Origin of the sequence: Mesorhizobium sp. M0491, assembly GCF_040321265.1 — a bacterium.
GTDB lineage: Bacteria > Pseudomonadota > Alphaproteobacteria > Rhizobiales > Rhizobiaceae > Mesorhizobium.
Genome location: NZ_JAMYRE010000035.1, coordinates 1 through 13,812 on the forward strand (window position 1 = coordinate 1; position 13,812 = coordinate 13,812).

General features: G+C 64.2%; 18 protein-coding genes. 11 read left to right on the forward strand and 7 right to left on the reverse strand.

All coding sequences use genetic code 11. From position 1 onward, the window contains the following. The coding region (locus NKI69_RS30970; RefSeq protein WP_352723218.1) for an OmpA family protein at window positions 1-1,607 on the forward strand (1,607 nt) is incomplete at its 5' end. A gap of 305 nt (window positions 1,608-1,912) precedes the next feature. After that, window positions 1,913-2,428: a TIGR00645 family protein gene (locus tag NKI69_RS30975; RefSeq protein ID WP_023809644.1), complete on the forward strand. Its 516-nt coding sequence runs from the start codon at window positions 1,913-1,915 to the stop codon at window positions 2,426-2,428. 124 nt (window positions 2,429-2,552) lie between these two features. On the opposite strand, the gene NKI69_RS30980 is transcribed toward NKI69_RS30975, so the two are convergent. After that, entirely contained in the window at window positions 2,553-3,419 is an 867-nt protein-coding gene (locus NKI69_RS30980; RefSeq protein ID WP_352723221.1) for an SDR family oxidoreductase, read from the reverse strand. A gap of 179 nt (window positions 3,420-3,598) precedes the next feature. Between NKI69_RS30980 and NKI69_RS30985 the strand changes: the two genes are divergently transcribed. Further along, window positions 3,599-3,865, forward strand: coding sequence for a type II toxin-antitoxin system VapB family antitoxin (locus tag NKI69_RS30985; protein WP_023809646.1), 267 nt, complete (start codon window positions 3,599-3,601; stop codon window positions 3,863-3,865). Next, the gene (locus NKI69_RS30990; RefSeq protein WP_352555774.1) at window positions 3,862-4,251 is read left to right on the forward strand and encodes a type II toxin-antitoxin system VapC family toxin; all 390 of its coding nucleotides are present in this window, start codon (window positions 3,862-3,864) and stop codon (window positions 4,249-4,251) included. The genes NKI69_RS30985 and NKI69_RS30990 overlap by 4 nt, the downstream gene beginning before the upstream one ends. A gap of 6 nt (window positions 4,252-4,257) precedes the next feature. On the opposite strand, the gene NKI69_RS30995 is transcribed toward NKI69_RS30990, so the two are convergent. Continuing rightward, on the reverse strand, window positions 4,258-4,893 hold the full coding sequence (locus NKI69_RS30995; protein ID WP_023809648.1) for a helix-turn-helix transcriptional regulator: 636 nt from the start codon (window positions 4,891-4,893) through the stop codon (window positions 4,258-4,260). 8 nt (window positions 4,894-4,901) lie between these two features. Then, window positions 4,902-5,774 (reverse strand): S1C family serine protease, encoded by an 873-nt coding sequence (locus NKI69_RS31000; RefSeq protein WP_023809649.1) that lies wholly within the window; start codon window positions 5,772-5,774, stop codon window positions 4,902-4,904. 168 nt (window positions 5,775-5,942) lie between these two features. Here NKI69_RS31000 and NKI69_RS31005 point away from each other — a divergent pair, with 168 nt between their 5' ends. Then, the gene (locus NKI69_RS31005; RefSeq protein ID WP_023809650.1) at window positions 5,943-6,893 is read left to right on the forward strand and encodes a S1C family serine protease; all 951 of its coding nucleotides are present in this window, start codon (window positions 5,943-5,945) and stop codon (window positions 6,891-6,893) included. Between the two features lie 6 nt (window positions 6,894-6,899). On the opposite strand, the gene NKI69_RS31010 is transcribed toward NKI69_RS31005, so the two are convergent. Continuing rightward, a complete protein-coding gene (locus NKI69_RS31010) occupies window positions 6,900-7,325 on the reverse strand; it encodes a VOC family protein (protein WP_352723223.1) in 426 nt (141 codons plus the stop codon). Window positions 7,326-7,391: 66 nt separating this feature from the next. Between NKI69_RS31010 and NKI69_RS31015 the strand changes: the two genes are divergently transcribed. Beyond that, complete coding sequence (locus NKI69_RS31015; RefSeq protein WP_023809652.1) at window positions 7,392-8,012, forward strand: TetR/AcrR family transcriptional regulator; 621 nt, start codon at window positions 7,392-7,394, stop codon at window positions 8,010-8,012. Here NKI69_RS31015 and NKI69_RS31020 read toward each other — a convergent pair. Continuing rightward, window positions 7,951-8,901, reverse strand: coding sequence for a LysR family transcriptional regulator (locus tag NKI69_RS31020; protein ID WP_023809653.1), 951 nt, complete (start codon window positions 8,899-8,901; stop codon window positions 7,951-7,953). The genes NKI69_RS31015 and NKI69_RS31020 overlap by 62 nt on opposite strands. Before the next feature lie 110 nt (window positions 8,902-9,011). Between NKI69_RS31020 and NKI69_RS31025 the strand changes: the two genes are divergently transcribed. Further along, on the forward strand, window positions 9,012-9,647 hold the full coding sequence (locus NKI69_RS31025) for an FMN-dependent NADH-azoreductase (RefSeq protein WP_023809654.1): 636 nt from the start codon (window positions 9,012-9,014) through the stop codon (window positions 9,645-9,647). Between the two features lie 55 nt (window positions 9,648-9,702). Here NKI69_RS31025 and NKI69_RS31030 read toward each other — a convergent pair whose 3' ends face one another. Both NKI69_RS31030 and NKI69_RS31035 read right to left on the reverse strand, forming a co-directional pair. After that, window positions 9,703-10,002 (reverse strand): AzlD family protein, encoded by a 300-nt coding sequence (locus NKI69_RS31030; protein WP_023809655.1) that lies wholly within the window; start codon window positions 10,000-10,002, stop codon window positions 9,703-9,705. Next, entirely contained in the window at window positions 9,999-10,733 is a 735-nt protein-coding gene (locus NKI69_RS31035) for an AzlC family ABC transporter permease (protein WP_023809656.1), read from the reverse strand. Before NKI69_RS31035 ends, NKI69_RS31030 begins: the two co-directional genes overlap by 4 nt. A 173-nt stretch (window positions 10,734-10,906) precedes the next feature. Here NKI69_RS31035 and NKI69_RS31040 point away from each other — a divergent pair, with 173 nt between their 5' ends. The 4 genes from NKI69_RS31040 to NKI69_RS31055 all read left to right on the forward strand — a co-directional run bounded on the left by NKI69_RS31040 (window position 10,907) and on the right by NKI69_RS31055 (window position 13,782). After that, window positions 10,907-11,365 (forward strand): Lrp/AsnC family transcriptional regulator, encoded by a 459-nt coding sequence (locus NKI69_RS31040; RefSeq protein ID WP_352677273.1) that lies wholly within the window; start codon window positions 10,907-10,909, stop codon window positions 11,363-11,365. Window positions 11,366-11,491: 126 nt separating this feature from the next. After that, the gene (locus tag NKI69_RS31045) at window positions 11,492-12,694 is read left to right on the forward strand and encodes an MFS transporter (RefSeq protein WP_352723225.1); all 1,203 of its coding nucleotides are present in this window, start codon (window positions 11,492-11,494) and stop codon (window positions 12,692-12,694) included. Window positions 12,695-12,715: 21 nt separating this feature from the next. Further along, window positions 12,716-13,402, forward strand: coding sequence for a hypothetical protein (locus NKI69_RS31050; RefSeq protein WP_352613118.1), 687 nt, complete (start codon window positions 12,716-12,718; stop codon window positions 13,400-13,402). 116 nt (window positions 13,403-13,518) lie between these two features. Beyond that, window positions 13,519-13,782, forward strand: coding sequence for a YMGG-like glycine zipper-containing protein (locus tag NKI69_RS31055; protein WP_127297410.1), 264 nt, complete (start codon window positions 13,519-13,521; stop codon window positions 13,780-13,782). The last annotated feature ends 30 nt before the right edge of the window (window positions 13,783-13,812 follow it).

Below are 13,812 nucleotides of genomic sequence, written 5' to 3' on the forward strand. Positions count from 1 at the left end.
AGAAGCGCGACCAGCAGCAGCAGACCGAGCAGGCGCCGGCCGAACAGGCCGCTCCAGCCGAGGAACAGCAGCCGCGCAGGAAGAAACGCGACCAGCAGCAAACCGAGCAGGCGCCGGCCGGCCAGGCGGAACCGGCCAACGACAATCAGCCCGGCGAGCAGGCCAAGCCGCGCAAGAAGAACAGGCAGGACCAGCAGGCCCAACCTGAAGTCGCCCCGGCACCGAAGGAGGCTCCCGCTGGAGAGGCGACGGCCCCTGCCGGCGAACAGCCCGCGGCCCAGGGCGAGCAGCCCCAGGACACGACGAAGAAGCGTGTCAGGAAACCTGTTGGCGAGCAGCCGGCCACAGCCGAGCAGCCAGCCACCGGCGAACAACCGGCCAATGGTCAGACGGCAGCACCGGTACAGGGCGAAAACCCGGTGCAAGGCGAAGCACCGGCCGATCCAAACGCCGCTCCCATCCTGGACAGCCAGAAGGACGCCGAGCGCAGAGGCGGCCGCAAGCAGGGCGACAAGATCGTCCCCCAGGATGGCGAGCAGCAGAATGGCGGGCAAAATGCCCAGCAAGGTGGCGATCAGGGCCGCAAGCCGGTGGCTGCTCCCATCGACCAAGGCCCGCCCCCCACCGACGACAGGGCCGCACAGCAGGAGATCAAGCCCGAGAAGATCGCGCCGGTGACCGAGGAAAAGGGCACACGCGTAGAGCGTGCACCCGATGAGAACGCCCGCGACCGCCGGCGTCCGAAAGGCGTCGACGTCGTCAGGGAACTCGGCGACCGCGTCATCCTGCAGTTCAACAACCAGACGTTCGTCGAGAGCAATGACGCCCCGCGCATGACCCGCGGCGCCAGGAACGTCTATTATGAGGATCTCTCGGGCAATCGCACCCGGGAAATCGTCGAGCGTGACAACGGTGTCCAGATCGTCACCATCCGCAACCGCTATGGCGACGTCATCCAGCGTTCGCGCATTGCGCCGGATGGACGCGAATATGTGCTGAGCTATGTCGATGAGCGGCACTATGAGGACGACAGCGACTGGCGCGATCCCGGCGATGATCTGCCGCCGATGCGGCTGACAATCCCGCGCGAGGAATACATTCTGGACTCCGAGGATGTCGAAGATCCGGACGACTACTACACCTTCCTCGAACAGCCACCGGTGGAGAAGGTCCAGCGCCTCTACTCGATCGACGAGGTCAAACGTTCGGCCCGCGTGCGCGACATCGCACGGCGCGTCGATCTCGACACGCTCAACTTCGAATTCGGCTCGGCCTCGATCTCCGACACCGAGGTGCAGAAGCTCGAGGGCGTCGCCACCGCAATGGAGAAGTTGTTGAAGAAGAACCCGGCCGAGACCTTCCTGATCGAAGGTCACACCGACGCCGTCGGCTCGCCTGAAGCCAACCTCGCCCTGTCAGATCGCCGCGCGGAATCGGTGGCGGAGGCGCTGACCAACGCCTTCGGCATCCCGCCGGAGAACCTGACGACACAGGGCTATGGCGAGGAGTATCTGAAGGTCAATACGTCGGCGCCGAACCGCGAGAACCGGCGCGTTGGCATTCGCCGCATCACGTCGCTGGTGGCACCGGTCGCCAGCAACAATTAGGTCATGATTTCAAAACCATGACCTGGTTTGCGGAATCGGCACGAGAAGCATCCATCCCCGGCACTGCCGGGGGTGGATCAACGCGCCGGGTTCAACAAGAATTGTTCTGGGATTAGACACGGCTCATTGAATCGCGGGCGCAGCCACCCCAGATTCGGCGCTGGGCGTTCCCTGCCCCGTCCCGACTCCAGCGGGACGCATTAAGCCCCGCCGGACGTTGTTTGGCGGGGTTTTTTGTGTTGCAAACGGTGGCGACCTGGCCGAATACGGCCATTGTCCGAGAGATAACCAGCCGGAATCATTCTATGAAGCGTCTCGAACTCGCCATCGAATCGATCATCCTCGCGTCGCGCTGGCTGCTCGTCGTTTTCTATATAGGCCTGGCCCTTGCATTGGCCGTCTATGCGCTGTCCTTCGGCAAGAAGCTTTATGAGTTCATTACCCTGGCGTTCACGCTCGGTGACACCGACACTATCCTCAAGATGCTCGGCCTGATCGATGCCGCGCTGGTTGCCTCGCTGGTGGTGATGGTCATCATCTCGGGCTACGAGAACTTCGTCAGCCGCTTCGACGACCAGGAGGGTGGCGTGCACTGGCTGGGCACCATCGATGTCGGTTCGCTGAAGGTCAAGGTTGCCTCGACCATCGTCGCCATCTCGTCCATCCACCTTTTGCAGGTGTTTTTGAACTCGTCGACCTACACGACCGACCAGTTGATGTGGCTGACCATCATCCACCTCGCCTTCGTCGTCTCGGCCCTCATGCTCGCCTATATCGACCGGCTGATGGGCCTCAGCAAAGGCAAGAAGGATGAGGCGTAAGCAAGCGCCTGCCGGACCTTGAATCATCCCGGCAGGGTTGGCGCCCTATGCTTTGTTTGCGCGAGGCTTTGCCGTGGCTCAGCCACGGCGGATGGCTTAGCTCGACGCTCACAATAACGCGGATCTAGTAGATGCTCTTGATCTTGCTGTCCGTGCGGGCAAACACCTCATCAGGGACAAAGAAATCGCCGGCCAGAGGCCCGGTCGCACCTGGCGCATAGGCTGAAAAATCGCTGACGCCCTCGGCGCGCAGCACCTCCTCGTCGATGTAGAAATTACCTGTTGTCTCGCGCGCGGGGCGCATGAAGATGGCATGCGCGGCGTCGGCCATGATGTCGGGCAAACGGCTCATCGCCGCAACCGTCGCGCCGCCCAGCAGATTGCGCACCGCCGCCGTGTCTATGGTCGAGATCGGCCACAGCGAATTGACCGAGATACCGTCCTTGGCGAACTCGGCGCTCATGCCCAGCGTGCACATCGACATGCCGAACTTGGCCATCGTGTAGGCGACGTGGTTCCTGAACCACTTGGCCTTCATGTCGAGCGGCGGCGCCAGATTCAGGATGTGAGCATTTTGCGCCAACTTCAGGTGAGGAATGCACATTTTCGAGACCAGGAAGGTACCGCGCGTGTTGATCTGATGCATCAGATCATAGCGCTTCATGTCGGTCTCGAGCGTGCCGGTGAGTTGGATGGCGCTGGCATTGTTGACGCAGATGTCGATACCGCCGAATTTCTCCACGGTCCTGGCGACCGCCTCGGCCACTTGTGCCTCCTCACGGATGTCGCACAGCACAGGCAGCGCATTGCCGCCGGCCTGTTCGATCTCTTCAGCCGCCGTATAGATCGTGCCCGGCAGCTTCGGATGCGGTTCGGCGGTCTTGGCCGCGATCGTCACATTGGCGCCGTCACGCGCGGCGCGCAGCGCGATCGCCAGCCCGATGCCGCGCGACCCGCCGGAGATGAACAGCGTCTTTCCCTTGAGCGACATTTTCCCTCCGCCTGCATTGTCTCGCTGCGCGATCCTTGCCTGTGACGGCCTCGGACATCAAGAGCTTGCTGCGGGAGGCCACGGTGACGTTGCGGAGGCTATCGTTGGCCAGCACTACAAACCTACTGGATTTATCGACCGCCTAGGTATATATTCTATATGGATAGGTATGATATAGAATGGCGCTATCGATCAAGAATCTGGAAGTCGAGCAACTGGCGCGCGAACTTGCCCGCCGCCGGCGCGTCTCGGTGACGGAGGCCATCCGCCAAAGTCTCGAGCGCGAGGTTGCACGCGAGCGGCTGGTGCCGCGCGACGAAGCCAGCGACCTGTTTCAGCGGTTGATGGCGATCTCCGACAGCGCCGGAAAAATCCCCAAACGCGAAAATGCGATGACCGACGACGAAATCCTTGGATACGACGAGTTCGGAATCCCGACGAAATGATCATCGATTCCTCGGCCCTGGTCGCCATTCTGCGCGCCGAGCCAGGTCACGAACGTTTCGTGCTGGCGATCACGCAGGCCAAGAGACGCCTGCTGGCCGCGCCAACTTTTCTTGAAACGACGATGGTTCTTGCCGGCGGCAAGCAAGATGAAATCCTGGATCGCCTCGACAGCTTCCTACACACCGCCTCGATCGAGACCGTCGCCTTCACCGCCGATCATGCAGCTGTCGCCCGCCAAGCCTTCCTGCGCTACGGCAAGGGTCGGCACCCGGCGGCGCTGAACTTCGGTGACTGCATCGCCTACGCCACGGCGCGGCTCGAGGCCATGCCGCTCCTGTTCAAGGGTGATGATTTCCACCTCACCGATATCGAGGCGGCGGTGTGATCGGGATCAGACCAGCACCAGCCCTTGGCGCATCGCAATGGCAATCGCATCGGTGCGGTTGGCGGCACCGAGCTTGATCAGGATTGCGGCGACATGAAACTTCGCGGTGTGCACCGAAATGTTGAGCCGCCGCGCGATCACCTTGTTTGGAGCGCCCTCGGCCAGCAGCGCCAACACTTCCGCCTCACGCGGCGACAGCGAAGGCCGGGCGGCATGCTCGTCGGAGGCTTCCTCCTCGAACGGCTCGCCATCGCCGGCACGGAAATCCTCATGGCGTCCGCTTCCGCGCTCGCCCGAGACGCAATAGCCGGCCGCGGCCAGCCGCGCCGCCGCGGCGATCAACAAATCGTCCGCGCCAGCGGACATCACGGCCAGCACCTCACCGACGGGCCACTCGCCGCCAGCGCGTCCGGTCAGCAGCACCCGTGGAATGAGGGCCGGCACGCCATCACCAATGCTGTCGTCAACGATGGCGACGTCGGCTCTTCCACCGCCAGCCACGACCGGCAGCAGGTCATAGCTCGCGGCCAGCGAGGCCGCCAGGCGCTCGGCGCGTGACGCATCGCCAAGCGCAATCAGCACCACCAGCCGCCGCGAGACGGCACCGTCATGCATGATCCGGTCGCTGGTGAGCGTGTCCATGGATCCTCTCAGCTCAGCGGCTTTTCGCCGATTGTCAGCGCGACATCGCGCTGTTCGCCGCCGCGCACGACACCGAGCGTCACCGAAGCGCCGGCACTGTCGGGTCCGAGCCTGCGGATCAGGTCCCGCGGGCCGTGCACCGCCTCGCCGTTCCACGCCACGATGATATCGCCAAGAGAGAGACCGGCGGCCTTCGCGGGACCATCGTCATCGAGACTCATCACCATCGCGCCGTGCGCGTCGCGGTCGCGTACCGGATGCAGGCCGGCGCCGAGATAGCCGCGCGCGACATGGCCCTTTTCGCGCAAGGTCGCGACCGCCCGCTCGATCGTCTCGTAAGGCATGATCAGCGCCCGGTGGCGCGGTCCGAACAACAGCATGCCGATCAGCGCACCCTTGGCGTCGAGAACCGGGCCGCCCTCGAAACGGCCGCCCGCGCCGACGGCAAGATTGATGCGCCGGTCGATGGTGCCGCCGCGCATCGAGCGCCAGGCCGGGCCGACTTCGCCCACCGAGCCTGAAACAGCCAAAGCGGAACCGTCACTGCTGCCGATGGCAATGGCGATGTTGCCCGGCCGCACCGCATCGGCCTTGGCCAACGGCGCGGCGCTGACGGCCTCCGCCGGCTTCAGCAGGGCAACACCGGTAGAAGGGTCGCGGCCAACCAGCTCGGCCTTCACCGTTTCCCCCGAAGCCAACACCAGTTCGATCTCCTCGCCGGCCTCGACAGCCTCTTCAGCGGTGACGAAATAGCCGTCGCGCCAGTGGAAGGCGCTTGCCGTGCGGTGATGATGCGTGGCGAAGCCAGCCGTTGCCGGCGCGGCCTTGGCGGCGAGATCGGCGACGGCTTGCGAAAACGCGCTCAGATTGAAATCGCTCATAATGGTCTCCTGGGTTCATCCATGCCCCAGATATCGCTCGACAGCGCGTCCGCGGGTACTCGCCTGACGGCTAGTTGCCGGTTTGACTGGCCATCTGGTCAGGTCGCTGCGGTTCCAGCCGCTCCGCACATATAGTCACGATCAAGCCTGAACACACGGAGCCCTCCCATGGCCCTCGCCGTCGCCAAATTCCAAACCGATGATACGCTGCTCGACGCCTATTCGACGACGGTTGCCGACGCCGTCGACCGCATCGGTCCGGCCGTCTGCCGCATCGAGCGCGTTGGCGGTCAGGGCGGCCATGGCTCCGGCTTCGTCATCGCGCCGGACGGGCTGGTCGTCACCAATTTCCACGTCGTCGGCGACGCCAGGACGGTGCGCGTGTCGATGCCGGACGGTGCCTCCCGCGAAGGCCGCGTGCTTGGCCGCGATCCCGACACCGACATCGCGCTGGTGCGCGCCGACGGCAGCTTTGCCGACATCGCACCGCTGGGCGATTCCAAGCGGCTGCGGCGCGGCCAGATCGCCATTGCAATCGGCAACCCGCTCGGTTTCGAATGGACCGTCACCTCCGGCGTCGTCTCCGCGCTCGGCCGCTCGATGCGCGCCTCCACCGGCCGGCTGATCGACGACGTTATCCAGACCGACGCAGCGCTCAATCCCGGCAATTCCGGCGGACCGCTGGTGTCGTCGGCCGGCGAGGTCATCGGCGTCAACACCGCCATGATCCATGGCGCGCAAGGCATCGCCTTCGCGGTTGCCTCCAACACCGCCAATTTCGTCATTTCGGAGATCATCCGCTTCGGCCGCGTGCGCCGCGCCTTCATCGGCGTCTCGGCCGACACCGTCAATCTGCCGCGACGCGCTGCCCTGTTGTCGCAAGTCTCGACCAGCACGGCGGTTCGCCTGCGCAGCGTCGAGAAGGACGGCCCGGCGGCCAAGGCCGGCTTGAAGGAGGGCGACATCATCGCCGCAATAGACGGCCGCCCGGTCACCGGCGTCGACGACCTGGTGCGCGTGCTCGACGCCGAGCGCATCGGCCGCGAGACACAATGCACCGTGGTGCGCCGCACCGGCGTCAGCCAGGTGACGGTGACGCCGGTGGCAAGGGCGGGCTGAGGACGGTCACCGTTCCGCAGCCCCCTCGGCGTACTGCGCCAGAAACGCCTCGCTCGGCGGAATCGGCTTGATGACGTCGATCAGCACGCCATTGGGGTCTTTGGTGATGAAATGGCGCTGGCCGAAGGGCTCGTCGCGCAAGGATTGGAGGATCGGCAGGCCGGCGGCAAGGATCCGCTCATAGACCGCGTCCGGGTCGCGAACCTCGAAATTGATCAGCAGGCCCGATGTGCGGCCCCGCCCCTCCTTCGGGATGGTCTCGTGGTCGCCCTGGACGATGCCGAGATTGACGCGTTTGTTGTCCACCGATTGCAGATGCACATACCAGTCGCTTTCAAACAGCGGCTGGAAGCCGAAATGCTGGACATAGAACGCCGTCGTGCCGGCGACGTCGCCGGTCATCAGCACCGGGTAATAGCTCGTCGTCTTCATCTTTCCTTCTCCCGTCAATTAACATACAGTCTGCATGTAAATTGAATTAACATACAGGCTGCATGTATGCAACGCGATTCCGCGCGCCGTTCCAACCGTGACCGTACCGAGGCGACGCGCGCCGACCTGATTGCCGCGGCGCGAAAGCTGTTTACGGAAAAATCCTATGCCGAGACCGGCACGCCGGAGATCGCCGCTGCCGCCGGCGTCACGCGCGGCGCGCTTTACCATCACTTCGCCGACAAGCAGGCGCTGTTTGCCGCCGTGGTCGACCAGGAGGCGGCAGCGGTCGCCGAGGAGATCGAGCGCGCCTCGGCGCCATCACTCAATGCCCGCGACGCACTGATTGCCGGTTCCGACGCCTATCTCACCGCCATGCGCACGCCAGGCCGCACGCGCCTGCTGCTGCTCGACGGCCCGGCCGTGCTTGGCCGCGCCGCCATGGACGCGATCGACAACCGCCATGGCAACCGCTCGCTGCGCGAAGGGCTGGTCGCGGCGATGCGGGCGCAAACGATGACGAGATTGCCGGCCGACGCGCTGACCGCACTGCTCGGCTCCGCCTTCGATCGTGCCGCCCTGGCCATCGAGGCCGGTGCGTCAGCTCAGGACTACCGCGCGGTGCTCATAGCACTGATCGATGGCCTGTCTCTTCCTCAGGCACCTCGCCCGGTTCGAACTCGTTGAAGCAGCCGAGCTGGCGCTTGAACTGGTCGATCAGCCAGGCGGCCGCTGGCTTCGGGCTGCGATCGTTGCGGTGCATGGCAAACAGCGGCGAACTCACCTCCCTGAAGGATTCGAGGTCGATTTCGACCAGCCGGCCACTCGCCAGGTCGTCTGCTATCAGCCAGCGCGGCAGCCCGCCCCAGCCCAGCCCCTCGCGCATCAGCATATGCTTGGTGCGCACATCCGTCAGCCGCCAGGTACGGTAGGCGAAGACTCCGAAGTCGCGCCCCTTGGTACGCTCCGACTGGTCGGTGACGACAAGCTGCGTGTGTTCGCGCGCATCCTCGATCGCCACCGGCTTCGGCAGCAGGGCCAGCGGATGGCTGGGCGCGGCGGCCAGCACGATCGACATGAAGCCGATGCGCGCGAGATGCACATCGACATCGCCCAGCAGGCCGCCAATGCCAAGGTCGGCCTGCCCGCTGACGACATGATCGGGGATCAGGCCGAGCGTGCCGATATGCAGGCGCAGCATCACGGTCGGAAACTGCACCTCGAATGCCTTCAACACCCGCACCAGCACCGGCGACGGCAGCGCCGCATCGACCGACAGCGCGACTTCGGCCTCGAGCCCCTGGTGGTGGCCGTCGACGCGGGAGCGGATGCGCTGCAGCACGCCGATCATGCGCCGCGCATCCTCCAGCATCGCCCGGCCGATCTCGGTCAATTGCGGCTCGCGCGTGCCCTCGCGCTCGAACAGTTTCAGCCCCAGCTGCGCCTCGAGATTGGCGATGCCGTAGCTGATCACGGACTGTGCCCGGTTGAGCTTGCGGCCGGCGGCCGAGAAGCTGCCGGCTTCGGCGACTGTCACAAAGATCTGAAGTTGATCGAGCGTCGGGTTGGGCTGCATCGATATATCTAACTTATAGATGGATCGTATAGAAAATATACCAGTTTATTGAATGGATCGAAAGCCCCATATCTGGTGGGAAAATCATTCCAACCGCTGGAGAGCCCAAAATGTCCATTCTTCTTGTCACCTCAAGCCCGCGGGGCGCCGCCTCGCATTCGACCCGCATCGCTACCGAATTCGCTGAAAAGCTCGTCGCCGCCGATCCGTCGAACACGCTCGTCGTGCGCGACCTCGTCGCCAACCCGCTGCCGCATATCGATGCCGACTACGCCAGCGGCATCTACGTGCCGGCGGAAGCCCGCACTGCGCGCCAGGCTGAAGTCGTCGGCGTCTCCGATGTGGTGCTCGACGAGCTGTTTGCCGCCGACACAGTGATCCTGGCCACAGGCTTCATCAACTTCAACATCTCCTCGACACTGAAGTCCTGGGTCGATCACATCTCTCGTTCCGGCAAGAGCTTTGCCTATGGCGAGAACGGCCCCAAGGGTCTCGTCACCGGCAAGAAGGTCTATATCGTGCTGGCTTCGGGCGGCATCTACTCCGAAGGTGCGGCCGTGCAGTTCGATCACGCCATTCCCTACCTGCGCGGCGTGCTCGGCTTCCTCGGCATGACCGACGTCGATGTCATCCGCATCGAAGGCGTCGGCATGGGTCCTGACGCGGTGACCGCAGCGCTCGCCAAGGCGACCGCCAAGGTCGATGCCGTGGTGGCCGCCAGCCAGGGTGTCGCGGCTGCCGCGTAAAGAGCCAAAATTTGTCCGCTTCGAAAGGCAGGCGTGCGCGCCTGCCTTTTTCGTTCTAGCCGATGAGGTGCCTCAGCAGACCAGCGGCGCTGACTCCGATCAGCACGGTCGGCAGCATGGAAAGCCGCGTGGCGGCTACCAGAGTAACAGCCAGCGCCAGAATATCCGCCGGGGACTTCGACACGAAGGCCGGTGCGATGACAGAGATCAGCACGCAACCAGGCGCGGCTCCCATGACCGCCGTGGCACGCGCGCTGAGTGTGCGGTTGCGCAGCACGACATAGCCGCCGATGCGCGTCAGGTAAGTGACGCCGGCCATCAGCACGATGGTGAGAAAGGTCATTGCGTCGATCATGCATCACCCGCCATCAGCCAAGCCGCGACCAGCCCCGATACCGCGCCGGCGGCGACATACCAGGCGCCGGGAACGAAGAGATAGACCAGTGCTGCCACGATCAGGCTGACCAGCCAGGGCCGCGCCGCCGCCATACCCGTCCACATGCCGCGCATCAGCACCAGGAAGACGGCCGGGAACGCCATGTCAAAACCATAGGTCCCGACGTCGCCGAGCATCGGACTGAGCAAGGCACCCAGCGTGGTGAAGGACACCCAGGCGAGATACATCGCCAGCGCCGCGCCCATATAGTAGCGCGGGCTGAAGGCCGGCGTGATGCCGGCGGCAGCGCGCTGTTTGGCATCGGCCAGGCCCAGCGCCCAGCTTTCATCGCACATAAAGAAAAGCGCCGGAAACACCTTGCGTCGTGGCAGGTGGCGCAGGAACGGCGCCAGTGCCGCACCCATCAGCAGGTGACGGCTGTTGACCAGGAAGGTGATGGCGACGATGAGCACGACGTGCGGCGGCGACGTCCACAACTGGATCGCCGCGAATTCCGAGCCGCCGGCGAAGTTCAGCCCTGTCATGGCAGACAGTTCGACCGTGCTTAAGCCTTTCTGCGTGGCCTGGGCGCCAAGCACCAGCGCATAGGGGATGGTGCCGAACAGCACCGGCGCGCAGGACGCCACGCCACGGCGGAACTCGGATCCCGAACCATTGCCCGCCGCCTCGACTGCCTGTGAAATGCTCATGCGTCTCCCCTGGCGCGCCTCGCGGCCGCCGCTCCCGGGTTGCTTCTGGACTCTTGTGATGTCGGCCGCAAACATAGCGGCACCGGCTCACAATTTGGTTGCGAAGATTGTTGTGTTTCATCAGAATTTGGCATTTGGCGCTACAAAGCCATAAATAGATGGAATCCAGAGCCATGAAACTTGATGAGATTGACAAGCGGATCTTGCGGGCGCTGCAGCGCGACGGCCGCATGGCCAACAACGATCTGGCCAAAGAGGTCGGCCTGTCGCCCTCGCCTTGCCTGCGGCGCGTGAAGCTGCTGGAGGAGGCCGGTGTCATCGACCGCTACGTCGCAGTGCTGAACCCCGGCAGCATCGGCAAGGGCCTCACCTTCTTCACCCGCATCTGGCTGAAAACGCAGGATGAGGACACGATCGAGCATTTCGCCACCGAAGTCGCCAAGCTGCCGCAGGTGATGGAGTGCTACCTGATGCTCGGCGATTGCGACGCCATGGTGCGCGTGGTGGCGGCCGGCATCGACGATTACCGCCGCTTCCAGTCGGAGCATCTGAGCCGCATCAAGGGCGTGCAGAACGTCAAGACCGACGTCCCCAGCCAGACGATCAAATACACGTCGGAACTGCCGATCTGAGCTGCTGAAAACGGCGTCACGTCAAACTGGATAAAAAATGCAACCGGATTGTAGGATCGAACCCGGTGCCGGCGTCCTTCGGGTGCAAGCAGCGCGCAGTGCTGCCCTTAGGCATGGGAGATTAGAATGAGCCTTTCCTATCGTTGGGTCATCGTCGCCGCTGGCGCGCTGATGTCCTGTGTCGCCATCGGGACGATGTTTTCGCTGGCGATCTTCCTCGAGCCGATGGCGATCGACACCAACTGGTCGCGCGCCGGCATTTCCAGCGCCATGACGCTCAACTTCCTGGTGATGGGCCTTGGTGGCTTCGCCTGGGGCGCGATATCGGACCGTTTTGGCGCCCGCATCGTCGTGATGATCGGCGCGGTGCTGCTCGGGCTGGCGCTGGTGCTGGCCAGCCGCGCCGGTTCGCTGCTGAGCTTCCAGGTCACCTATGGCGTGCTGGTCGGTCTCGCGGCAAGCGCCTTTTTCGCGCCGATGATCGCGCTGACCACAGGCTGGTTCGACACCAACCGCAGCCTTGCCGTCTCACTGGTCTCGGCCGGCATGGGCGTGGCGCCGATGACGATCTCGCCCTTCGCCCGCTGGCTGATCTCCGCCTATGATTGGCGCACCGCCATGTTCGACATCGGCATTACCGCCTGGCTGCTGCTGTTGCCGGCGGTGCTGCTGGTGCGCCAGCCGCCGAAGCCCGTCTTAGTCGACCCCGGCTCCGCGCCGGTTGCCGAAGGTGCCGGCCTGACGGTCGGCCAGGCGCTGCGCTCGCCGCAATTCATCGTGCTGGGGCTGACCTTCTTTGCCTGCTGCGCGGCGCATTCCGGGCCGATCTTCCACATGGTCAGCTATGCCATGCTGTGCGGCGTCGCCCCCATGGCAGCGGTCTCGATCTACAGTGTCGAAGGCCTGGCAGGCCTCGGCGGCCGGCTCTTCTACGGCGTGCTGGCCGACAGGCTGGGCGTCAAGCCGGTGCTGATCGCGGGCCTGGCGATCCAGGCGATCGTCATTGCCGCCTATCTGTCGATCAGCCAGCTTGAGCAGTTCTACATGCTGGCCGTTATCTTCGGTGCCACCTATGGCGGTGTCATGCCGCTCTATGCGGTGCTGGCGCGCGAATATTTCGGCCAGCGCATCCTCGGCACCGTGTTCGGCGCCGCCACCATGCTGTCCAGCCTCGGCATGGCGCTGGGACCGCTTGCCGGCGGCATGGTGTTCGACGCCTACGCCAACTATTCCTGGCTGTTCATCGGCTCGGCTCTTATCGGGCTCGGCGCGGTCGGCATCGCCATCGCGTTCCCGCCACTGCCGCGCAGGGAGTTGCAGCCGGCTTAGCCCGGGTCGATTTCCCAAACCTTGCTGGCCAGGCGCGCAATCAGCCTGGCCCGTTCGGTTCGCCACGGATCCTGTCCCCTGTTTCATCCGTTCCCCCCCTTGCGCGGGGCAGTCCACGGACAACATTTGCACCGTGGGATCTCGACTGAGCTCGCGCATCCAGTCCACGCCAGAGAGGACACCCTGATGGCGGAACATCCGAGTGGAAGCGAAAGCAACAGAATTGCCGCAAGCGCTGTTGCCGACGACGATCCGCGTCTTGCATTCATTTATCAGGAGGCGGTGAGAGGTCTCACGCAACAGCAGACCCTTGTGGAGAACATGAGCACCCGCGCCGGCAGCCTTGTCTTTGCCACCGCATTCGCAAACTCATTGCTCGGCGGTGCGGCCCTTTCCAATGGGCTTGGGCTCTGGGACTGGACCGCGGTGGCCCTGCTGTTCGGCATCGGCGGGTTGATCGTCTTCATGCTTTGGCCCTACCACCAATATACATTCCGCTTCGATCCGGAAGAGCTGCTTGATCAATATGTCGACGGCGACAGGCCGACGACGATGTCGGCCATGCGCCGCGCGCTTGCCCTTCGCATCAAGGCGGACATGGCCGGCAACTGGCGAATTATCCAGCGGCTGCGGGTGGCGCTGCAGATTGCGCTGCTGTTTCTGCTGCTCGACATCCTGGCCTGGCTTTTGGCGATCGCAGGCATTTGAGCCGAAGGCGCGTGGCTCCGCCACGGCCAGGCTTGAATGGCAGGCAACGGTCGATGGATCGAAAAGCTCTCTTGAGCATTTAAGCTTTGGCTAATAGTAGCCCCAGGAGAGAACCAATGAAAAAGACGCTGCTCATTTTGAGCCTGCTCATTCCGCTCTCGGCGTGCTCCCGTACCGAACAAGGCGCCGCCGTCGGCGGCTTGGGTGGCGCGGCCGTAGGCGCCGCGGTGGCCGGAGACCCTGTGGAAGGGGCGGTTGTTGGCGGTGCGGTTGGTGCGATAGCAGGGGCCGTCATCGGCCACGCCAGCGAAGCCGGCCAGTGCAGATATCGCGATCGGTACGGCCGGGTTTACGTCGCGCGGTGCCCGAACGGCTACTGATCTCAACGCGTGATCTCCTTCGATCACGCG